General features: G+C 44.4%; 15 protein-coding genes. 7 read left to right on the forward strand and 8 right to left on the reverse strand.

Annotated elements, in window-relative coordinates:
* Positions 1 to 59: 59 nt before the first annotated feature.
* Positions 60 to 1,568, forward strand: coding sequence for an alpha-N-arabinofuranosidase (locus NSS67_RS22415; protein WP_339315804.1), 1,509 nt, complete (start codon positions 60 to 62; stop codon positions 1,566 to 1,568).
* Between the two features lie 74 nt (positions 1,569 to 1,642).
* Here NSS67_RS22415 and NSS67_RS22420 read toward each other — a convergent pair whose 3' ends face one another.
* From NSS67_RS22420 to NSS67_RS22430, 3 genes are all read right to left on the reverse strand, one after another.
* Positions 1,643 to 4,024, reverse strand: a complete 2,382-nt coding sequence (locus NSS67_RS22420; RefSeq protein ID WP_339315805.1) for an alpha-L-arabinofuranosidase C-terminal domain-containing protein — start codon at positions 4,022 to 4,024, stop codon at positions 1,643 to 1,645.
* A 194-nt stretch (positions 4,025 to 4,218) separates the two neighbouring features.
* Positions 4,219 to 5,124: a hypothetical protein gene (locus tag NSS67_RS22425; protein ID WP_339315807.1), complete on the reverse strand. Its 906-nt coding sequence runs from the start codon at positions 5,122 to 5,124 to the stop codon at positions 4,219 to 4,221.
* 182 nt (positions 5,125 to 5,306) lie between these two features.
* The gene (locus NSS67_RS22430) at positions 5,307 to 6,128 is read right to left on the reverse strand and encodes an AraC family transcriptional regulator (protein ID WP_339315809.1); all 822 of its coding nucleotides are present in this window, start codon (positions 6,126 to 6,128) and stop codon (positions 5,307 to 5,309) included.
* Between the two features lie 116 nt (positions 6,129 to 6,244).
* Here NSS67_RS22430 and NSS67_RS22435 point away from each other — a divergent pair, with 116 nt between their 5' ends.
* Entirely contained in the window at positions 6,245 to 9,358 is a 3,114-nt protein-coding gene (locus NSS67_RS22435) for a glycoside hydrolase family 2 TIM barrel-domain containing protein (protein WP_339315811.1), read from the forward strand.
* Between the two features lie 76 nt (positions 9,359 to 9,434).
* Here the strand turns inward: NSS67_RS22435 and NSS67_RS22440 are convergent, their stop codons facing one another.
* Entirely contained in the window at positions 9,435 to 10,628 is a 1,194-nt protein-coding gene (locus NSS67_RS22440) for a mannitol-1-phosphate 5-dehydrogenase (RefSeq protein ID WP_339315813.1), read from the reverse strand.
* Between the two features lie 42 nt (positions 10,629 to 10,670).
* Positions 10,671 to 11,333 (reverse strand): HAD family hydrolase, encoded by a 663-nt coding sequence (locus NSS67_RS22445; RefSeq protein WP_339315815.1) that lies wholly within the window; start codon positions 11,331 to 11,333, stop codon positions 10,671 to 10,673.
* Between the two features lie 525 nt (positions 11,334 to 11,858).
* Between NSS67_RS22445 and NSS67_RS22450 the strand changes: the two genes are divergently transcribed.
* From NSS67_RS22450 to NSS67_RS22460, 3 genes are read left to right on the forward strand one after another with little or no spacing between them, the layout of a single operon-like run.
* Positions 11,859 to 12,884: an ABC transporter substrate-binding protein gene (locus tag NSS67_RS22450; RefSeq protein WP_339315816.1), complete on the forward strand. Its 1,026-nt coding sequence runs from the start codon at positions 11,859 to 11,861 to the stop codon at positions 12,882 to 12,884.
* A gap of 53 nt (positions 12,885 to 12,937) precedes the next feature.
* Positions 12,938 to 14,698 (forward strand): ABC transporter substrate-binding protein, encoded by a 1,761-nt coding sequence (locus NSS67_RS22455; protein ID WP_339315818.1) that lies wholly within the window; start codon positions 12,938 to 12,940, stop codon positions 14,696 to 14,698.
* Between the two features lie 55 nt (positions 14,699 to 14,753).
* Positions 14,754 to 15,323 (forward strand): YdeI/OmpD-associated family protein, encoded by a 570-nt coding sequence (locus tag NSS67_RS22460; RefSeq protein ID WP_339315820.1) that lies wholly within the window; start codon positions 14,754 to 14,756, stop codon positions 15,321 to 15,323.
* Between the two features lie 374 nt (positions 15,324 to 15,697).
* On the opposite strand, the gene uvrA is transcribed toward NSS67_RS22460, so the two are convergent.
* On the reverse strand, positions 15,698 to 18,202 hold the full coding sequence (gene uvrA / locus NSS67_RS22465) for an excinuclease ABC subunit UvrA (RefSeq protein WP_339315822.1): 2,505 nt from the start codon (positions 18,200 to 18,202) through the stop codon (positions 15,698 to 15,700).
* Positions 18,203 to 18,462: 260 nt separating this feature from the next.
* Here uvrA and NSS67_RS22470 point away from each other — a divergent pair, with 260 nt between their 5' ends.
* Positions 18,463 to 18,900, forward strand: a complete 438-nt coding sequence (locus NSS67_RS22470; RefSeq protein ID WP_339320670.1) for a MarR family transcriptional regulator — start codon at positions 18,463 to 18,465, stop codon at positions 18,898 to 18,900.
* A gap of 96 nt (positions 18,901 to 18,996) precedes the next feature.
* Here NSS67_RS22470 and NSS67_RS22475 read toward each other — a convergent pair whose 3' ends face one another.
* Both NSS67_RS22475 and NSS67_RS22480 read right to left on the reverse strand, forming a co-directional pair.
* Positions 18,997 to 20,541, reverse strand: coding sequence for a response regulator (locus tag NSS67_RS22475; protein WP_339315823.1), 1,545 nt, complete (start codon positions 20,539 to 20,541; stop codon positions 18,997 to 18,999).
* Complete coding sequence (locus NSS67_RS22480) at positions 20,538 to 22,364, reverse strand: histidine kinase (RefSeq protein WP_339315825.1); 1,827 nt, start codon at positions 22,362 to 22,364, stop codon at positions 20,538 to 20,540. Before NSS67_RS22480 ends, NSS67_RS22475 begins: the two co-directional genes overlap by 4 nt.
* A 206-nt stretch (positions 22,365 to 22,570) precedes the next feature.
* On the opposite strand from NSS67_RS22480, the gene NSS67_RS22485 reads away from it, so the two are divergent.
* Positions 22,571 to 23,911, forward strand: a complete 1,341-nt coding sequence (locus NSS67_RS22485) for an ABC transporter substrate-binding protein (RefSeq protein ID WP_339315827.1) — start codon at positions 22,571 to 22,573, stop codon at positions 23,909 to 23,911.
* The last annotated feature ends 23 nt before the right edge of the window (positions 23,912 to 23,934 follow it).

Genomic DNA, 23,934 nt, shown 5'->3' on the forward strand with positions numbered 1-23,934 from the left:
CATAATTCGATTCCTCAGTTAGTAATATCATTAATTCCACTAAAGGGAGATATGTATTCATGACGATTAAGTCCACCATGATTATTGACAAGGATTTCAAGCTATCCGAAGTAGACCCACGGATCTATGGCTCATTCATCGAGCATCTAGGCAGGGCCGTGTATGGTGGTATTTATGATCCTGGTCACCCTACTGCAGACCACAATGGTTTTCGGGAAGATGCCATTAATGCTATTCGTGCCCTGAGTGTCCCTATCATTCGTTATCCCGGAGGCAATTTTGTATCCGGATACAACTGGGAAGACGGCGTTGGGCCTAAGCACGAACGTAAGCAATCCCTTGAATTAGCTTGGTGGACAACAGAAACTAATCAAGTGGGTACCAATGAATTTGCAGATTGGGCTAAGCTCGTTGGCTCTGAAGTCATGATGGCGGTTAACCTGGGTACACGCGGCATCGACGCGGCTAGAAATCTGGTAGAGTACTGCAACCATCCTTCTGACTCCTACTTTAGTGACCTACGAATCTCACATGGATATAAAGAGCCTCATGCCTTCAAGACCTGGTGTCTTGGTAATGAAATGGACGGTCCTTGGCAGATTGGAGCCAAAACTGCGGCCGAATATGGTCGATTAGCGAACGAAACGGCGAAAGCCATGCGCTGGGTAGACCCAACGCTTGAGCTTGTGGCATGCGGTAGTTCAGGCAGTGGTATGGATACTTTTGCAGAGTGGGAAGCTACTGTCCTTGATCTCTCTTATGAGAATGTAGACTACCTCTCACTGCATACCTACTATAACAATAACGAAGATGATACCCCTAATTTTCTAGCTCGCTCCCTGGATATGGATCACTTCATCAACAGTGTAGCTGCTACCTGTGATTATATTCAAGCTAAGAAAAAGAGCAAGAAGAAAATTAATCTTTCGCTAGATGAATGGAATGTTTGGAAGTCGCAAGGAAGCAGCCGTGCCGAAAAGCGTTGGCAGATCGCTCCGCCAGAGTTCGAAGATGTCTACACCCTTGAAGATGCACTGGTCGTTGGCTGCTGTCTCATTACATTACTAAAACATGCGGACCGTGTAAAGATGGCCTGCATCGCCCAGCTTATTAATGTTATTGCACCTATCATGACCGAAAACGGCGGCCCACTATGGCTACAGACCACTTATTATCCATATCTGCATGCTTCGCTTTATGGTCGAGGAACCGTTCTTCACCCGCTGGTCTCCAGCCCTAAATACGATTCTAAAGATTTCAGCGATGTGCCTTACTTGGAAGCGATTAGTGTATACAACGAGGAGCAGAATGAAGTAACTGTCTTTGCTGTAAATCGTCATTTGTCCGAGGGACTTGAGCTGGACGTAGACCTACGAAGTTTCGGTTCGGTTAGCATTATTGAGCATATGATGTTGGGACATGAGAATATTAAAGCTGCAAACACCAAGTTCAATCCACATACTGTGATGCCAAGCCATCAGAGCAACACTGCTGTGGAAGAAGGTCATGTGAAAGCCCTTCTCGCAAAAGCATCTTGGAATGTGATCCGTCTGCGAGTGAACGGCTAAGATACTGCGAAATAGCATCACAAAAACGCCCCATTGAATCTTAGTAACACTAAAGACTCAATGGGGCGTATTCGTTATTTTATTCTAAATATAATTACGGATTGCTTCGGAAATTCATAAGAAAAGCTGCTACCCACTGCCGTAAAGCTTGTATATTTAGGGGAGACAAGCTCTTTGTTCTCAAAGTTGTTTTCGTCCTCAAGATGGTATCCCGACAATTCATATACTTCGATGTTCAGGCCCTCTTTTGCCAATTCTTCTAATACAATCTCTGCAGAAACACTCTTCTCTTGTACGTTTACTACCTTGAGAATGATATCACCTGTCGAATCCTCCACACTCGATGTGTAATACAGCGGTTCGATGACCGGAAGTTTATCCTCCGTCTCATTTACCAGGTCTCCATTAATAAAAGTACGGATATGTCTGCCTGATACTTCTAGCTTTAGATCGTATTCTACGCCCGTCTCAACCGTAAACATAGAATGCGTTAGTACAGAATTTCTTCCGTTGATAATAGAGGCCACAATGGAATCCTGATTCTGCCAGCCACCTAACTCCCAGAATAAATGATTCTGATCATCCGCTTTGCCAAAATAAAATACAAACCCTTTATTCCCTACGGTTCTTGTCGCCTTAAAATTTAAGGTATAGTGCTCCCAATCCGTCTCACCGAGCTCCAGTGTTCGTTCGGCCGTTCCGTTCTGAGCAGGGTCTGGCAGATTCGATATTTCTGCTGACAAGTCAGAATACGCCTTAACTTCTCCCGTAAGATTGTTGACCAATGTGATCTCGGAGAAACGAGCTGCAGAGGCATCCACGCCAAAGCTGATTGCTCCCTTAATCGGTTCATTTCTTCGTTCCTCTGGTAATGTGAACCCGCTTGCTTCTAGCTCCAGTAGCTGATCACCCTGATGGTTCATGAACAGCTTTTGCACATAATAGTTTGCAGTCCCGTACACTTCATGATTATTGAACCAGATCAGATCCGGCTTCCAGTTGATATAATCCACATTGCAGAGCATAGGCGCATAACAAGCCAAGCCAATCGCATGGGCATTGTTCTGAAGCCCCGTCATAAACGCCGCTTCCACCAGCGCATTATAATAGGTATTGCCCCATGAGGCATACTCGCCTAGGAATACTTTCGGTTCATCGGCTTTGAAGTCATCATAACGATGATGATTAGCTAGGAACCATTCTGGTGTACAGTAATAATGCTCGTCTACGAGATCAGACTTATTCTCTTTTGCTGATGTCCAGCCCCGCTCATATTCCTTGCCGGCAGAGAATGGACCACTCGAATTAATGACCTTGATTTCCGGATATTTCTCTTTAATCGCTTGATGAAAGTAAGGATATCTCTCGAAAAAGGGTGCACCTACCTCTTCATTACCGATGCCGATATACTCCAGACCAAAAGGCTCAAGGTGACCGAGACTTGCACGGATACTTCCCCATTTTGATGAGCTGTCGCCATTAGCAAATTCGATCAAATCGAGCGCATCGTCAACCCAAGGCTTTAATTCGTCCAACGGAACCATACGTTTATGATGTGGATCGTAACCGCCCGGAAGGACGGGGATCGGCTTGGCGCCAATATCCTCACAGAACTGAAAATATTCAAAGTATCCTAACCCAAGCGTCTGATTATAAGACCAGTTATTCCGTCTTGCTGGTCTTTGCGCCACATCCCCGATTGTATTCTTCCATCTGTACATGGAGTCTCTGTCATCTGGGTTCAAGGAACCGTCATGCACCAGACAACCTCCCGGGAAACGCATGAACTTAGGCTTTAAGTCAGCCAGAAGCAACGAGATATCCTCACGCATCCCCCCAGGTCTGTTCATAAAGGTCTTCTCCGGAAACAGAGAAATCATATCCAAATATACTTTCCCGCTCCCTTTGGTAACGATTACAAGACGACACCTAGTAGACGTAGCATTTGCCTTAATGACTGCTTCATATCGGGTCCATTCGGAGTTGTGAACGGCTATTTCAGCTTTTCCTAAAACAGTACCATAAGTACTTTCGATCGTTACGGTAAGCGGTACGTCAAAGCTTGTCTCCCGACGAGCATACACCGAGAACTTATAACTCTCGCCCTCTTTTACCGGAATACCACTATTGAATCCCAGATTCATCAATCCAACGCCGTCACCTTCAGCCACAATATCAATGGCTACATAATGCAAATTGCGATCATTCAAGGGCTCGCTGTCTTCCACGGTGATTACGGCCTTTCCATCCCCACGTTGTACGAGCTCCCAAGCCATTAACGCATGATAATCTGCCCGATCAATCGGATCAAATTCAAAGGATCGGTTCTGAACTAGCTCAGCATAAAGTCCACCATCTGCCGCATGATTTAAATCCTCGAAGAAGATCCCGAATAAATCCCCTAGCTTTGCACCACGCTTCTGTGTATGTATTGTCAGAGTTCCTTCTGTCTTCATTTATTCATCACTCCCTTGTCGAATCCAGTTTAGTTTATATTTATGTTATTTAGTTCATATCTATATAAATCATTATAATGAGTTCACTTCATATTCGTCAATTCAAATGCTTTGAATGAACAACAAAAGACCGATATCGTATGAGAAACCATACGACATCGGCCTTTATTACAGGTCTATTTATACATAATCATTTATTTATCATTCATTTGCCCAGCTAAGAACTCAACAAAATCAGTTGATTTGTTCTTATCTTCGCCTTCCCCAAACACCCCGATGATCATCTTCCGAGAATGAATAGGAAGGTCTGTAGCAAACTTCGTATCGGTGATATCTACACCTGTGATCGATTCCTCACCGTTCTCCGTATTAGTTATACGTTTCAAACGAATATCATCTAAAGGTAGTCCCGCTGATTTAATAAACGGCTCCAGATTCTTAAGTCCCTGCTGCTGCCCGATCCAATCAAAAGTAGCATCATCCAAAATGAGGATATCCGGACGTTCCGCAGCCAGCATCGCCATCGCGCGCTGGATGTAAGTCATGTCTAACGCTCCTCCACCCGTTCCACCAGTAGAGGGAAGATAAACAATATCCGTCTTTACTCGCTTCCATGCTGGATACCGATTGACAATCTCTTGTTTAAGCTCTTCATCCTTACCTGTTGAATCTTGAGATTCATAATTGCCTAAGAACATGATATGTACATCCACTGGCGGGAGTGAAGCTTCATATTTTTTGGCCTGATATTGATTATAGAGAGCGTTACCTCCAAAGATTAACACCAACAGCACGATGATAGATACAAAAGTATGGACTTTGTAAAGTCTGAAAAAATTCTCTGATTTACGCGCTACGCCGGAAAACGCTCCCCATTTCTCCAGCCGTTTGTCCTCTGCCTCCTGAATTTCCTGCTGATCCAAGCCGTCTAGGATCGTTTTGAAAGCAAGAAATTCTTCTTCATAGGCCGTAGCCTCACCTTCCGAGGAATTAGATCGACGGCGTTTCAAGTGCAAATCAAACTTTTTATTCAGTTCCTCGCGGGTAATGTCTTCAGGCAAGCTCAAGCGTTCATAGGCCTGCTTTAACTTCTCATTCAAATTGATGTCTCCTTCCTGATGCTTAACTTGATATCTGAGCGTGAATCTGGTTCTATGTATTGAATTCAGGTGAGCGAATTCGTGAAATAAACAACGTATAAACTCTATTAAACTATATCATGGAGTGCTAGACGCTAACAAGTAAGCGTTTATCATAGGGATTAGAAGTATTCTCCATCTTACTAGTCCAAACCATGTAGCTGTTTAAATTGCTCAGGACTCATGCCGGTCAACCGCTTAAATACTAAACAAAAGTAGCTGGCATTTTCGAAACCTACTAACTGAGCAATTTCATACATTTTTTTATCACGTTCATTAAACATTAGTTGTTTACTCAAGTTGATACGTTGCTTGTTGATAAAGGTTACAGGTCGATCATGAATTGTTTTTTGAAAAAGCCTACATAAATACTGCGGCGACACCGCAATAACCTCCGCAAGTTCCTTTAAGGGGAGCGCCCTATGAAGATTACTCTCTATATGACGAAGCACCGGTTTAATTCGCTCCAGTTCAAGAGCCTCATTTAAAGGAGAGACTAGGTTGCTTTTTAAATCCAGTAGCAGCGCATATAGTTGTTTGGATCGTTCCAGATTCGTCTCCAGTTCATTGCTGTCTGACAAGCTGAGCATTTCCTTTAAAGGATTTAGCCACTTATCCTCCTTCAATCTTGCAGGTCCTGATTCACGGATTCCTGCGTATAGCAGCATTTGACCGGCCTCTCTACCATTGAATGAAATCCATGACAGCTTCCATTTACTACTGATTGGTGCATACGAATGTTTAATATTCGGAAACAAAAAGAAGACATCCCCTGCTCCGACTAGATATCGTTGCTCATGAATGACCAGCTCACCCTTGCCTTCGTGAATCTGATGCATTTGATAATCCGGAAATCCAGTAGGTCGTTCCGTGTCTCCCTGATGCTCCCAAAATCCTATCGTTGTAGCATACAGCGGCAGCATGATTGTATCTTCCGTTTGGCAAAAGATTATCTTGCTCTCCATTTCATCACTCGTTTCATATTTTGTTATAGTGGATGAAAAATCTTTTATATCTCTTAACATTACTCCAACTTATAATATGAATATAATAACATCTCTATTATAAAGGAGTTTTACTCATGCGAGCAAAATTTGTTTACCAGCCTCCTGCAAACGGTTATCCCGAATGGAATAACAACCCGGAAATTTTTGAACAGAATCGATTGGATGCTCACGCCTCCATGATCCCTTATAGCGATTTATCGCAAGCCTTAATGGGAGATAAAGAAACCTCGCCATACTACAAGACGCTTAACGGTATTTGGAAGTTCTCCTTTTCCGAAACACCAGATCTACGGGTCGTGGATTTCTATGAGGCTGATTTCGATTGCAGCACCTGGGCTACGATTCCTGTACCCTCTCACTGGCAATTCCATGGCTATGATTATCCGCAATATACTAATGTGAGATATCCTTGGGCAGAATCTGAACCCGATCTCAAACCACCCTTTGCTCCGACAAAATATAATCCAGTAGGCTCGTACATACGAACCTTTACTGTACCTGAGTCCTGGAACGGGCAGCCTGTATACCTCAGCTTTCAGGGTGTTGAATCCGCTTTCTATGTATGGGTTAACGGCGAGCGGGTCGGTTACTGTGAAGACACCTTTACACCTTCGGAATTCGATATTACCCCATATTTAATGGCTGGTGACAATAAACTAGCTGTCGAGGTCTATCGTTGGTGTGATGCCAGTTGGTTGGAGGATCAAGATTTTTGGCGTCTTAGCGGTATTTTCCGAGAGGTCTATCTGTACACCACTCCTTCCGTTCATATTGCTGATTTTTTCGTCCGAACCGAGCTAGATGAAGATTTCGTACATGCGGATTTAACTGTAGACATCAAATTGGAGAATTATTTTAATCAGAAGCCAACCCCCTACACACTCCAAATGCAGCTTTATAATAAAGAGAATCAGCCTGTATGGGAGGCTCCAATATCTACTGTTTCATCCTTTGATCAAGAAGAGGTTCAGCATTTCAAGCTTTCTGAGCATGTTGAACAGCCCTATAAATGGAGTGCTGAGACACCGTATCTGTACACATTGGTTCTCACCATAAATGACGACAAAGGAATTACGCAGGAGACAGTCAGCTGTAAGGTTGGATTCCGCACCTTTGAGATCAAAGACGGACTTATGAAGATTAACGGCAAAAGAATCGTATTTAAAGGTGTTAACCGGCATGAGTTCTCTTGCGACACAGGACGCGCGCTGTCCAAAGCCGATATGATCCAAGATATCAAACTTATGAAAACACACAATATTAATGCCGTTCGAACCTCCCATTACCCGAATCAGTCTGTTTGGTATGAGCTGTGCGATGAATACGGACTTTACGTAATTGATGAAACTAATCTGGAAACGCACGGCACTTGGCAGTATGGGCAACAAGGCTTGCATGAGGGAAATGTACCTGGAAGCAAACCGGAATGGCGGGCCAATGTAATCGACCGTTGTAATTCCATGATGCAAAGAGACAAGAACCATCCTTCAGTTATCATCTGGTCACTGGGAAATGAATCCTATGGCGGCGATAATTTCATCGCTATGCATGACTATCTCAGAGAAGCTGACCCAACCAGACCTGTTCATTATGAAGGTATCTTTCATTGCAGAGAGTCAGAAGCAGCTAGTGATATAGAGTCGACCATGTATGCTAAACCGCACGAGGTTGAAAAGTATGCGTTGAGCAATCCTCAAAAGCCTTATATCATCTGCGAATACAGTCATGCTATGGGGAACTCCTGTGGTGGACTACATTTATACACGGACATGTTTGACAAGTACGAAATTTTCCAAGGTGCATTCATTTGGGATTGGGTGGATCAGGCCATCCGCACCAAAACGAATGAGGGTATAGAGTATCTTGCTTATGGCGGTGACTTTGGCGAGTCGCCTAATGATGGCAACTTTAGCGGTAACGGATTACTTTTTGCCGATCGTTCAGTAACTCCAAAGCTATTTGAGGTCAAAAAATGCTATCAAAATATTAAAGTAACTGCCTTAAATATCCGTGAAGGTCTCTTCCAGATTCGCAATAACTTTTTATTTACGAACATAGAAAAATACGATCTTAAATGGGAGGTTACTTTAGATGGAGTAACCGCGCAGGAGGGCAATCTGCAAATCTCTGCTGCACCTGGAGAAATCATTGAATGTACTGTTCCATTTAAGCTGGATTCACATAACGACAATCACGAGGCTGTTCTGAATTTATCCTTTATTCAGCGTTCTGCGACATCTTGGGCAGATGCTAACCACGAGATCGCCTGGGAACAGTTCATTCTGTCACCTCGCATCGTGACAGTCGCTCCAAAGACAACGGATGGAACGTTAAATGTGCAGGAACATGAGGAAGCATTGACCGTACAGGGTGGGAATTTCACTCTGACCTTTAATACAACAACTGGCGAGCTAAGCTCTTACCATTCATCCGGTAAAGAACATCTGCTTGAGCCTGTAAGACCCAACTTCTGGAGAGCGGTCACGGATAATGATCTTGGCAATGGATTGCCAAAGCGCTGTGCAGTGTGGAAGCAAGCTGCCACTGACCGAAGCTTGGTGAGCATGACATACAGAACCGAAGGAAATCTCTGTTTCGTTTCCACCACTTACCTTCTACCTACGAATCCGGATTCCACACTTTTGGTTCAGTTTGAGATTCGCCCTGACGGATCTTTAGAGATCCTACAAGAATTGAATCCGGGTAGTAGCGATCTGCCAGAAATCCCTGAGTTTGGAATGATGTTCGTCCTTGATGGAAGCCTCGATACCCTCTCATGGTACGGCCGAGGACCACATGAGAATTACTGGGACAGACAGACCGGAGCACCACTTGGTCGTTATACTGGAAAAGTCAGTGACCAGTTCATCCCTTATCTCAGACCGCAGGAATGCGGCAATAAGACAGATGTGCGATTCGCTTCTATCACGAACGGCAACGATGGATCAGGACTCTATTTTGAAAGTGCCATCCCTATGGAGATTAATGCATTGCCTTGGAAGCCTGAGGAGCTGGAGGCGAGTGACCATGTTTATAAATTGCCTGCCTCAGACAAAAGCGTACTGAGAGTCAACTACAAGCAGATGGGTGTTGGCGGCGACGATAGCTGGGGCGCGCAGACACATGAAGAGTTCACTCTATTAGCTAATCGTCCATATTCCTTCCGTTTCACCTTATCTTCACTCTAATTTCATATACTAAAACAAGGCCGTCTCTGGTGAATTTCTACCAAACAGAACGGCCTTGTTTTATTTTATTTCACTACTACTGTTCCTTGGATACTGTTTTGCCAGACAAATGGGGGTATTTCATGCACATGATGTTGTATTCCGATATAATACGACCGTGAAGCGGATGTTTGGTGGGGATTTTTAGTTGCAGCGCAATGACATCACTAAGTCCGAGGTTTCGGATGTCCGCCTGAAGCTGTAAAGCTTCTGGATCTTTTTCATAATCAAAATAAAGCGCTGAAGCTATAGCCGAGACAAGATGCGAAGTCTCAAAGCCAAGCTCATAGGCGAGCATTGTTGGTTTTACGAGTCGATCATTAGGTGAAAGCTTGCGAAGGGGGGATCGGGCGACACGTGTGATTTTATCGTTAAAATTGGGGTTAGTGAATCGTTCCATCATCTTTTCTATATATCTTGCATGTTCTAGGGGCTCGAAGCCATACAAATGCACCAGTAAGGCCCCTGTTTCCTTAAGCACCCCACGAACACGAGCTCTAATTGTAGAATCAGACATCGCTTCCTGTATGCTAGTATAACCTTCCAGATATCCAAAATAGGCTGCACTGCAATGGCCAGTATTCACAGTATAAAGCTTCCGTTCGAGGTATGGTGCCAGCGAATCCACATAGTGGACGCCTTTGATTTCGTTGTAATTACCAATCATTCCACTACGGGGAATTACCCACTCACTAAAGGGTTCAACGAGGATTTCAAGCGAATCTGAATTTTTCTGCACAGGTACGATCCGGTCAACCATCGCATTGGGAAAAGCGACATTGCGGTCCGCAAGCGCCTTGAAGGATTGCTTCATATGCCGATATACAGATTTTTTCAACTTCTGACTGCTTCCAATCCCATTCTCACAGGCGATGATATGAAGAGGGTTGAGATCCATATTATTTATGAGCCTTCGTTCGATTCCCTGTGCGATGGTCCCAGCAATATCGTTTAAAGCAGATAGCCCAACTGCAGTAGTCACAATTTCAGCCTCTGCTATAGCTTTAGTAACGTCTTCAGTATCATTCAAATTGATCGCAGTAACATTATCAACGATAAAGCTGTCCCGATTCTTGTTAGCCAAGATGATGGGATATTGTCCTCGTTTTTGCAGTTGAGCAATTTTGCTCTTATTTCTTCCGACGAAACAAACGTTGTAACCGGAGTCCGACAATATAGGTCCAATAAAGCCTCTGCCAATATTGCCCGCTCCAAAATGTACGGCTCTCAATTTGGTATCCCCCTTTAATTTGAACTTCGTTTCTCAGTTTCTCTATACGAAGCATCGTTGAGTAACTACATGATCAAAATCAAGAAGACTTAAATTGTCTATTTTATGGTGCTGTTTATCGAATTCAAGGAAATTAGTAATTTCGTTAGGAGTCACAATACAGCGAATACCTGCTGCTGCTGCTGCCTTCGATCCATTTGGTGAATCCTCGATTGCAATCGCCTCACTTGGGGTAATTCCAAGACAAGCTAACGTTTGGTTGTATAGCTCCGGATCTGGCTTCACTTTTGCCACATGGTCAGCAGTCCGAATACATTCGAAATACGCACGAATTTCTAGTTGGTTTAGATATTTTTCCACCCATTCCAGTGAAGAACTTGAGGCTAGCCCTATCCGTAGTCCAGCTTCTTTGGCGGAATCTAGATAATGTTGAATCCCTGGTCGAATTGTTTCAAGCTCCATAAGTTTGCTATGTCTCTGTTTAACAGCCTTACTGAACTCTTCTTTGTCAATTTCGAGCTTAAGATCAGTCATCAAATATTCATAGGGATTAAAGCTGTTCAAACTCGTTCCGATGCAGGTAGAATACTGTTCAAGCGTCAAATCCACTCCATATTCTGCATAAGCCTCGTTAAATGCGGTGTACCAAGCAGTCTCCGTGTCGATAATCGTTCCGTCAAAATCAAAAATAATGCCTTTGATCACAATCAACCATCTCCCTCGTATTATGTTTGGTTAGAATATCTTACGCAAAATCTTCTGAATGTTCTACAAAAAGCTGTTTTGGCTTGCGTTTAACTATAAAAACCATAACAAAGGCCTTCTGCTGACGTCAAGCACGATAGATAACATGCCACGTTATGATAACGATTACAATCGATGAGGACAATCCTAGATTTTAGGATCTCATAAATGTCTAAATTCACAACAATCATCCACTTCAATAAAATACCATAATCCTATGTGCTTCAAGGGATTCCGTATGCCATGATTGTCTTGAAGACAAGCCCCTTTCTTTCTCTTTTTTTCCGTAATTCAGAGTGTTTTTTCATGCAACTAAAGATAATCAAAAAAAATTTTAAACACCACCTTTTTACATGATTGTACAAATCAAAATATAGGGTTATGTTTTGTCCATTGAGTAAAAAGAGGCTTTAATTTATGATTGTTTTTATCGAGAATGATTATCATTATTGGTGGTCGTTACATATAATAGGGAGGCAATAAGATATGAACAAGGTACGACAATCCTTCGCTCTGGTATGTGTACTATTTTTGATGAGTACTTTGCTACTAGCGTGCGGAAGCTCAAAGGAACAATCATCTGCCAATAGTACGACCAACGCAACCGGAAACTCTTCTGCTGCAACCGCGGTTCCTTCAACAGAACCCACCAATAGCAGTACAGATGAAGCTGCTGCGACTACTCGCTCCTATACGGATTACATAGGCCACACTGTAGAAATTCCTGTTAACCCTAAGCGCGTGATTTATTCAGGAGAAACCTATGGCGATCTGCTCGCACTTGGTGTGCAGGCTGTAGGTTATCCTCTTTCTATGGGCGAAGGCCAGGTTTTTGAAGATCAGTTGCAAGGTGTCGAAGATGTAGGCTTTCCTATCAACCTAGAAAAGACATTGGAGCTTCAGCCTGATTTGATTATCTATGCAGGAACAGACGAAGCTGATTTCGAGCAGCTGTCCAAAATTGCACCAACGATAATATTCGATACCTTTGCCCCGCTAAAAGAACGGATGCTAGATATTGGTGGTATTCTTGGTAAAACGACCGAAGCAGAGGCATGGCTTGCTAAGTATAAAACGAGTGAAGATGCCATGTGGGAACAGTTGAAGTCAGCAGGCATAAAAGAGGGAGAAACGGCTTCGGTCTTCACTTATTATCCTGGAGACAGATTGTTTGTGATGGCGGCAACCGGACTTTCACAGGTACTCTATGGAGAGAACGGATTCAAACCGACGCCTGCGATCCAGAAGGTACTTGACGAAGGCATGGGGTTCCAGGAAGTATCTATGGAAGTGCTTAAAGAATATGCCGGAGACCGGATTTTCATCCTGACTCCTGTGGCCGATGAAGCTAAGAAATCCACAGACACTCTATTAAAGAGTCCAATCTGGAAAGGCCTTCCTGCTGTCAAGAACGGATATGTCTATACACAAGACATTATGAAGACCTCAAGTGATGCAACAACAAGAGAATGGCTGCTTGGTGAAATCCCTCAGCTTTTGAATATGAAATAATTCTAACCATAATGTGACATTTTTCAATTAACTGAAAGAAAACTGCAAGAAGCATGTCAACATCTGTTGATATGCTTCTTATTTTTATATACAATGAATTAATTGATAATCATTCTCACCAGATGAACGGAGGCTTCTTCTTGCTGCAAACATTACCCTTCGCTACCCCACTCCGCTCGTTGCTGTTTCAGCTGAACGATGCGGGACTAACTGTTCAACCAGCAGGCTTTTGCTCAGAGTCTCATACTACTGACTTTTATAGTCTTCTAATATTCACAGGTGGTAGCGGACAGCTGATCCTTAACGATCAAACCATTATACTGGCCACAGATACTTGTTATCTGCTATCTCCCGGAACTTCCTATAGTACGGACAATCAGGAGATGACACTTTATTATTATCTCTTCACTTTTACAGCTATTAATACAGCCGAGTTTCCCAAATATTGTTCAGAGGAGCTCCTTCCGGGCAGGCAGGAACTAATTGTCCACCCGTTCACTAAGGTAATCCGCCTTGCAGAAGAACTGCTTATGGACAAAAATAATGCCGATGATGTGCAGCTATTTAAGCGGCAGTTGAAATTTCAAGAATTGCTGCTCTTACTCTTTGAGCATAATTATCCTTCCGAGCAGGTGCCAAGTCCCGCGGATTCCGTGGAAAAGACCGTCCAATATATGCAAGAACACTATACGGAGAGTATCACCGTTAAGCAACTAGCTGAGCTCGCGGGTGTAACGCTCTGGCAGTATACTCCGATCTTTCAAAAGCTTACCGGCAAAAAACCACTCGATTATCTGACTGAACTCCGCATCAATCATTCGAAGCGTTTCCTGCTGGAATCCGCTGAACCGCTGCGTGAGATTGCTCGGCTAGTTGGCTTCTCCGATGAATATTATTTCAGTCGCCGCTTTCGCCAAAAAACCGGAATTACTCCCGGACAATATGCACATCAGCAAGGTCGGAAGCTTACTGTAAAAGATTGGACTGGCCATGAGGTGGATATTCCTGAGCGGCCTAGGCGCATTGTATACCATGGTGAGACGCTTGGCGACCTTCTCGCATTAGGTGTAAAGCCTATCGGAGGAGATGAAGCCTTTGCACGGAACAGTGTCTATAAACATAGGCTTAAGAAGCTCTCTAACGTGGGCTTTCCACTGGACGCTCAGCTTACCGCTTCGTTAAATCCTGACCTGATTATTATAGCTAACGCGGATGAAAGAGCCTATGGAGCAGTCGCCGGCATCGCCCCGACACTTACCTTTGATTCATTCGCTCCGCTTGAACACCGTATGCGGACACTAGGAAGCTGGCTAGGTAAACAGCACGAAGCAGAAGCATGGCTTGATTCATTCACAGCAAAAAACGCTGCCATGTGGCAACAGCTTTACACGGATACACTCCTACCTGGAGAAACAGCCTCCGCTTTGTTCTATGACCACGGAGATCACCTATACGCTATGGGAATGTCCGGATTGTCCACTGCTCTCTACGCGCCTTGCGGTTTACAGCCTACCGAAGTGATTAAAGGCATTCTCGATGAAGGGCTAGGATTCGCCGAGGTTGATCCAGAAAGGTTACATGCATATACTGGAGACTATATTTTCATGCTCATACCGGAACGCAAAGATTCACGAGTTGCAATGGAGCGACTATTGCAAAGTTCGCTATGGAACAGTCTACCGGCAGTGCGTCAGGGGCATGTTTATCTGCTCGACGGAAACAAATGGAACTCAAGTGATGCGTTAACCCGTGAGAAGCTACTAACGCTACTGCCTAAACTGCTCGGAGGAAGTATCGTTAGCAGCGGAAACTGAACTTAGGAATGATTTAATTCCTCTCCAAACTTAGAAAGGAGAATGTATTTTATCTATGGGAATTGATAATCTAATTGAAGCAGGCTCAAGTGGAGATTTGAGGGCTTGGTTACAGGAGAATTGTAAGACTGAAAAATCTTGTTGGGTCGTAGTTAGTATGACGCCAAACCCAGATACATTGTTATATTTGGACGCGGTCGAAGAATCTTTGTGCTTTGGATGGATCGATGGAGTCAAGAAGAAAATATCGGAAACTGGGGTGGCACAGCGCCTGTCTCCTAGAAGCAAAAGAAGTTCTTGGACTGAATTGAATAAAGAACGTGTCCGCCGCCTTGAAAAGCTGGGGTTAATGACTGATGAAGGAAGAAAGGTACTTCCTGATATGGACTACGATTCTTTTAAAATAGATAGTGTTATAGAGCAACGGCTAAAAGAAGAAAGCCAAGTATATGAGAATTTTTTGACATTCCCAGCTCTTTATCAAAGAGTTCGGATCGACACGATACAAAGCAATAGAAATCAGCCAGAATTATTTAAGAGTAGATTAGACAAATTTATAACAAACACTAAAGAAAATAAAATGTACGGTCTATGGCATGATAATGGTCGCCTTCTAGATTATTAAGCTGCAATAGGTCGAATGAGCACTGTTTGATTAGTAGCAGCTACTAATGATCGTCTGCTGGGTCAAATGCTACTGAAGCATGATCATTCGTTGGGATTGATACCGTCTCAGCATGATCTTATGCTGAGACGGTATCGGTCCCCAAAGACGTTATTTACTAACTAATCTCCATTGGCGCAGTCTATCGGACTCCAGCGCAGTTATACCTTAAAAATAGGCTCATATATAGCATTTTTCACGCCAATAGGAGCTATACGGTCCGATAGTATTCAAAATGTCGGATAATCCTGCATTTAAGGTCCGCTGAGTCCGATACCACCTACTCATAAGCAGCTACTAATCCGAAAGTGCTATTGGAGCACCTCCCTTTTTAATTAAAGCCCATCAGCCAGAATCCGTTTCAAGAACATCCCCGTGTAAGATTCCTGTACTTCTGCAACCTGCTCCGGTGTGCCTTCAGCTACAAGCTTACCACCTACATTGCCCCCTTCAGGACCAATGTCAATTACCCAGTCGGATTCCCGAATTAACTCAAGGCTGTGCTCTACAACTACGACGGTATTTCCCGTATCAACCAGCTTGCTCAATAAGGTATGAAGCTGTTTAATATCCGATGGATGAAGGCCTGTCGTTGGTTCATCGAGCAGATAGAGCGTATGGTTTTTAGATGGCTTGCTCAGCTCTTTGGCCAGCCTGATTCGTTGTCCTTCGCCACCTGATAAGGTTTTGACGGATTGTCCCCATTTAAGATATCCAAGACCCACCTCACATAACGTCTCGATGATACCCGCAATTTTAGCCTCCGACTTAAGAACCGATAAGCTTTCCTGTACGGACATGTCTAGCAGATCTGAGATGGAGTAGCCATCATACTTCACCAATAAGACCTCATCCGTAAATCTTCTTCCTTTGCAGGCGTGGCACTTCACTTCTAGATCAGGCAGAAAGTTCATGTCTACGGACAATACACCAAGTCCCTGACAAGTTTCACATCGCCCACCCGGTGTGTTAAAGGAGAAATGCTTGGAGGTCAGCTTTCTTGTCTTTGCCTCCGGCAAAGCAGCAAACAACTGGCGTAGATGTGTAAATACATCGGTATACGTCGCTACATTAGAACGCAACATTCTACCCATGGGTGATTGGTCAAAGATCACAAGGTTACCGACTTGATCTAAGCCCGTAATCTCCTTGCAGCCTGTTTGTTCATGTCCTTTAGAACTTCCTTGCGCAAGGATATCAAATATAAGCGTAGATTTACCCGAACCCGAAACCCCTGTTACAGATATAAGACAGCCCAGAGGAATGGAGACTTCCGGGATATCAATGTTCCTATACTGTGCCTGTCGGATGATGATCTGCCTTCCGTCTCCTTTCCGGCGAACGCGTACCGAAGCTTCGAGACGTTCTTCCCTAAGATAGGCTCCAGTAACCGAAAGCTCACTTGCCATTAAGTCTTCCAAGCTACCTTCACCCACTACGGTTCCACCTTGCAACCCAGCACCCGGTCCCATATCAATCATATGATCAGCAGCACGCATCATCTCGATATCATGCTCAATAACGAGGACAGTATTGCCTAGATCACGTAGCTCCTGAAGCACACGAATGAGCCCAATTGTATCTCGCGGATGAAGACCAGTCGTCGGTTCATCCAAAATGTATATCACACCGGTCAGCCCTGAACCCAGCAAGGACGCAAGACGTAGGCGCTGTGCTTCCCCGCCAGATAGGGACACTGTCTGCCGGTTCATGGAAAGATACCCAAGCCCGACATCGATAATCCGTTTTAGTCGGGTTGGCATCTCATGAAGGATCGGCTCAAGCAAATGAAGTCCTTCGGCAGGCAATGCCGTCTCCAGACCTTTTGTCCACTCATACACCTCACTAAGCGACCAGTCGGATACCTCTGTGATCGATGCGTCAGCAACTCGAACTAGACGAACTTCTTTTTTTAGACGTGCTCCAAGGCATTCCGGGCATTGCTGCTCATGAAAAAAGCCACCATCTTTCTCCTGACCACCTGACTCCCCTTCCTTCTCCTTATAACGCCGCCACAAACCAGGTATAACGCCTTCAAACTTAGTACCTTGAATTGGCTTAACATTGGGGAAATGACGTTTGAAAGCTTCACTGTCCACGCCGTAATACAGCAAATCACGCTGAATTTCACCATAATCCTTCAGTGGCAGATCCGAGTCAAAATCGAATCCGAAATGCTTTCCCGCAGCAACTAATATACGCATCTGTATATCCCGATGAACGCCATTCAGAGAGGCTACCCCACCCTCCTTCATACTTAGCTCTGGATTAAATACCGCTGCTTCATTTATAGTCGCCACAGACCCCAGTCCACCACACGCTTCACAAGCTCCTTCAGGCTTATTGAAGGAAAAGTGGGACATTCCCAATAGCTCAAGCTCAGCTCCACAATGCGGACAGCCCATCGACTGACCATCCATTTCCTCGTCTTCCTCTATTAGTAGCCCCCTCGCTTCAAAAGAAGGTGAGATGCTGCCATTACAGGAAGGGCAAACTCGAACTCCTAATCTAGAAAAGATAAACCGGACAAACGTATAAATATCCGTAACAGTCCCGACTGTGGAACGTGGATTACGATTCGTAACATGCTGTCCAACGCTAATAGATGGGGACAGTCCGACAATGGACTCGACCTTAGGCTTACTGATCGTATCTGACGTCATCCCCATGGAATCTAAATACTGTCTTTGGCATTCCCGTTGAAGTGTATCCATAGCTAACGTCGATTTTCCTGATCCCGAAGGTCCCGTCAGGACAACAAGCTTATACTTAGGAATCGTGAGCGAGACATTCTTCAGATTGTTCTCTCGTGCACCTTTAATAACAATAGCTTCTTTCACAACGATTCCCCTCTCAATTAAAGCAATCACACATAGATATATCTCTTATCCATAACCGTTTACGAATGCCGTCATACCACTTTCTTTGCAAAAGTATGCTGATTTCGATAAAATGTAGTTGTTAAATAACACATTTTCTAATAACTTCATAATCAAATATCTCGATGGACGAGATATAAATATTTTAAAAGGGGCGTTATCCTTTGTCAAGCCATGAACAAGCTCAACCTACACCAGAGCAAGAACAATTCACCTTACTCATGCGTGGTCTGGGAACCCGAACGGTAGTATACCAGCAAAATGTAGCCGCCTCTCTTGGGTTATATAATAACGATTTCTTATCTGTGGATATCCTGCGAGAAAAAGGTCCCATCACTGCTGGAGAACTGTCCAAATTAACTGGACTTGCTACAGGCAGCGTTACAGCATTAATAGATCGGCTCGAAAAAAACGGATATGTTCGCAGACAAAATGACCCTAATGATCGTCGTAAAGTGATTATAGTCCCGTTATATGAAAATAAAGAAGATGTCATTGACACGTACCTGCCGCTTCATACCGCTATGGTTAAACTGGCTGCCTCCTACACCGATGAAGAGCTTGCCCTCATCTCTGAATTTTTAGGCAAAGCAAGCACTGTTCTAGACGAGCAGATTGATCATCTCAGTTCCACAACGCGCAGTAAATCTTCTTCCTAACTCATATGCTAAAAACAACAAACCCCGCTTATTTGCACATAACATGCATAAAGCGGGGTTTGTTGTTCAAATTCTTTTGGCAACGATTGATCTTAATCAAACTTGGCGATCACGATACTCCGAAGGACTCATTCCGGTCGCATTCTTAAAAATACGGCTGAAATAGTGTTGGTCGGGATAACCAACGATGGTGGCAATTCGACCAACTTCACTTTGCGGATTTTCACGAATTAGCCGTTTCGCTTCTTCGATTCTCAGCTTGATCATATATTTAAGCGGTGTTCCGTTGTATTTCTTTTTGAATATTTTGGACAAATACGATGAAGTAAAATGAAACTTCGTAGCTAGCTCCTCGAGGCTAATATCCTGTGTATAGTTTAGCTCCAAATAGTTGGCGACTTGCTCCACCAGTTTAAGCGTATCTTGATCTTCTTCGCCGATCGAAACCATCTTCTCTACGAGTTCCCATACCTCGATGTAAAAAGCGGGAAGTTCTCGACATACGGTCAGTTTGGCGAACAGCTCGATCTCCTTTGAGAACAACTCAGCTTCGGATAGTGCCCCTGTCTGCAAATGAACGGACCGGATCAAATGCATGGTTACCTTCTCCAAAAGCCGTTGCGTGTATCCCGCCTTTTCCCATTGATCAAAAGCTTGGAAAACCTCACTCTTGAGTGAATTCGTCTGACCGGCTTGAATAAATGCGCTAACTTTGTTCCTAAGCACTTGATCCAAAAGCTGGGTTGTAGATTGTATCTCTTGCTCGCGGGGAGCAAATAGCAGGCTTGATCTGCAGGGCACCAGCTCCTGTTCCATCAGCCTTCTGACAGTCTGTGCTTGCTCCCAAATATCTGCCCGTGTCACGAAAGAGTCGAGATGTCCAATATGAGTGGGCAGCCCACCGGTTCGATCAGCAATGGATGCTTGAATCTGTTTGGCCATGGCATGGAGATCTTCCTCTCGCTTCTGGTCGGCAGCTACGAGCACAAATTTCTGGTTCGGTGCCTTCTCATCGACCACAACCCAGTATTCATCCGGGCCGACGGCATGCCTCAGTACTGACTCCAGAGATACATCTTTCCAAAGTTCGCGGAAATAGGTGTATTGATCCAGGGGAACAATGGAGGCGCATAAGTTGCCGATGCAAATCAAAAATATCGCAAACGGTTGACTTGGATTCCCAACCCTTGAATCGGTCTCTTCCTGCCCTCCGTTCATAGAGGACGTCAACAATTCCCTCCTCCTTCGTTGGTTCCTCGTTAGTAAGCTTTCACTGATATTCTTCAAACACTCGTTCAGAGCTTCTACACTTACTGGCTTAAGCAGGTAATCGCGTACTCCCAGCTTGATTGCTGTCTGGGCGTATTCGAATTCGTTGTAACCACTGATGATGACGAAATGAGTCTCCGGGAGAGATTCCTTGATTTGTTGAACCAATTCTAGACCGCTCATCTTCGGCATTTTGATATCGGTGAAGACGATATCTGGCTTCTGCTCCAAAATAACGTTTACCGCCTCCACACCATCCGAAGCCGTTCCTACGATCTCGTACTCTTCTGATCGTTCTATTTTTTGTGCGATGTTCCTCCGGATTTTGGGCTCATCTTCTACAACCACGACCCGATGCTTGAAAGTATTCATCTTGGCTTCCCCCCTGGTTCATGATGGACGATTAGCGTAACGATCGCACCTCCTTCCGGATGATTAGAGACGCTCATCGCGAAGCGGTTTCCGAACAATAGTCTTAATCGAGTATAAATATTCATCAGACCCATACCATTGATGCGTAATGCCGGAATTTTGACCGCGGAATCCGTCATCTCGAACTGTTTCTGAAGCTGAGCGAGTCTTTCCTCCTCGAACCCGTGGCCGTTGTCTCGAATCGTCAACTCCCAACGATCCTCCTTTACGGTGCCGGTAATCGAGATGATCCAAGGGGGATCGACGTCAATTCCGTATTTAATCACGTTCTCAACAATTGGCTGGACGATTAGCTTAGGAACTTCGATATGATTTAGCGCTGCTGGCACATCAATCGAGAAGCGGATATTATCCTCATAACGCAGCTGCATAAGATTCAAATAATTACTCGCGTGTTCAAGCTCTTCGGAGAGAGGAACAGGGGCTGCATCGCTAGACGAAATGTATCGAAGCATTTGGGCCAGCTTCTCGCAACATCCCACGATCGAGGTCTGCCCTTGATCTTCGGCCAGAATACTGATGTTTGTGATCGTATTATAGAGAAAATGTGGATTCATCTGCGCCTGTAGTGCGAACTTATGAGCTTCCAGTTCCTGCTCGCGTGATGCCACCGTCTCCTCCAGCGATTCTTGCAATCGCAGTCTCATTTCGTTGAACGCCATATTCAAATGTTCCAACTCGTTAAGACGGGCTGGTACTTTAGCCTGAGGCTTCGGCGGGAGCGTATTAAGACTCAACAGCTTAATGGATTTGTGCACTTGTTTGATAGGGATCGTCAACGATCTTGACACCAAATAGGATATCACCAGTGTGACGAACAGTGTCAGAATCCCCAGCACGAGAATCGCGTTGCGAAAGTTGTTGACGGGGGCCAGCAATCTGCTTTTTGATTCCGCAGCGATGACCGTCCAGCCCGACAAGTCGGAAGCACTATAGGCAATAATGTTACTATTTTTCCCACTCGAGTTGATAACCTTAGCCAAAGTATCGTTGTTAATACGTTCTTTCACCAACTGCCACCAGGTTTGAGCATTGGCAGCCTTAGCAACCGAGTCGATCGGATAGACTAACCGCCCTTGTTCATCAAGGACGTATATTTCGATGTCCTTATTCTTTTTTAAATCCGGATGGGCTTGCGCGTTATCGATAATTCGAGTAAACACTTCGTAATCCTGCTGCACCTCTAAAATGCTGTCGACTTTCTCGCCCCAATTAGGCGCAAAAGCCCTATTCAGGGAGATGACGAATTCATCTCCTCTGTTCCAAGAATCCGGATGAGGGAGAGTGATCATCCTTTTACCGTTCAAGAGAAGGGTATCATTAACCCACGAGGTCGTAGCGATTTCTTTCGCAGGAAGCTCTGAGAATCGAAAATCGTCACCGATGCTAGCGAATTCGCCGGTTATACGAAACATATTGATTTGTCTGAAAGATTTGTCATAACCGATAATGGGATAGATAATATTATTGAACCGGCGCTGTTTATCGATGGACGATTTGTTGATCTGGAACATTGAGGAGTAAAAAAGCTCATGAAGCGGCTCAGAAAATAGAATTTTGGTTGAGATGGAGTTCATGTTTCTAATCTGAGTGTCGAATTCTGTGGAGATGTGTCCTGACAATTGATAGAGCGATTCGGACGCCTTCTTCTGCAAAATATCGGAGATGTAAATGTAAAAAGAAACGACGATGACTGTGACGACGACGATAATCAACATCGAATAATTGTAAAATAGCTTCGCTTGAATACTTTTTGTTCTCATTCTATGAAAACCCTTTCTCTCAAATTACACACATTATAGCGCTCGATTTCGAGAGTTACAAATATTTATTTTTAAAATTGAGTAATTCAAAAATGTCCACATGAAAACGCTTAAAACATCCATGTCACTTATAATTTTTGTGTTATATGATGGATTCAAGGTAGGCCACCCCAAAGATAGAAATTAACAAGGAGGCGTCATTAGTAATGATAAACGTAAAGAAAAACAAATGGACCAGTAGCGTCATTGCATCGATTGCATTGGTAAGCCTGTTGGCTGGTTGCGGAACTAATGGTGCGAACTCGAACGCCTCACCGTCAACTTCAACAAATGCGCCCGCAACGGAGAGTGAGTCTACCAGCACCCCACCTAAACAAGATGGAGTGACAATCACGGTCGCAACTTCTGCAAACTGGACTAAGGATATTGATAAAGAGCTCGCCAAAGATTTTGAAACGGCAACCGGCAACAAGATCGAATTTCAAGTATCCCCGGACGACCAATACGTGAACGTTCTGAAAGCAAAATTCCAAACGGGCGAAGGCCCGGATGTTTACTTAACTCAAGGCGGCGTAGCGATGGAACAATTTATGCCGGACCAGCACGCACTAGATCTTAGCGGCGAAGCGTGGGTTTCCCGTTATGCGGATTGGGCGAAAGCCGGAACAACCTATAATGGTAAAGTCATTGCGCTCAATACTTGGTCTGTAGACGGCTGGGGCATGCTATACAACGTTGCCCTGTTCGAGCAAGCAGGGCTCTCGGTACCGAAGACTTACGATGAATTCGTCAAAGCCTGCGAAGCTTTGCTCGCCAAAGGGATTACACCCATTTACGAACCAGGAAAAGCGGAATGGCACCAAGAAATCCTGTTGAATACCATGGGTCCTTTGCTCTCGAAAAAGACATCCGACATTTATGAACAATTTAACACCAACAAAGCTAAAATGGCCGATCAAAAGGAGCTTGAGCTCGGTCTAACGCAGCTCAAAGAAATAGCTGACAAAGGATTTTTCGGCAAAGACTTCCTATCCCAAACTTGGGAGAACTCAGTCGATGCCATGGGCTCTAATAAATACGCCATGATGCTAACCTATTCGACGTTCCAGAATGAAGTGTTGGCCAAATTCCCAGACTCCAAAGCTGACACTTGGGAGATGTTCCCGCTTCCACTCGCGGACAACAAAACTTGGGCCATCAGTGCTGGTGGTGTCGTTCGCTCTATCAATAAGGACTCCAAAGTCATTGACGCAGCTAAAGAATACTTTGCTTTCTTAACTCAACCAGATACCTTGAAAAAGTATTATGCTGCTCGTCCGGATCTCGGACCGATCTCATTTACAGACGTAGAAGGCAAAACGACTAACGGTTACACCTCCGTCATCGCGAACTCGGCTGACGGCACTGGATTGGACTTTGAAGGTGGCGTCAAGTACTGGAACCAATCCGTCATAGGCAAACTAGTTCAGGACCTCTACCTTGGAGGCAAAACTCCGAAGCAAGTGCTTGAAGCTATCGATTCAGATCGTGAGAAAATGTTCCAGTAATCCTTTCTTATATTTCAAGTTAA

The organism is Paenibacillus sp. FSL R10-2734 (genome assembly GCF_037963865.1).
GTDB lineage: Bacteria > Bacillota > Bacilli > Paenibacillales > Paenibacillaceae > Paenibacillus_AQ.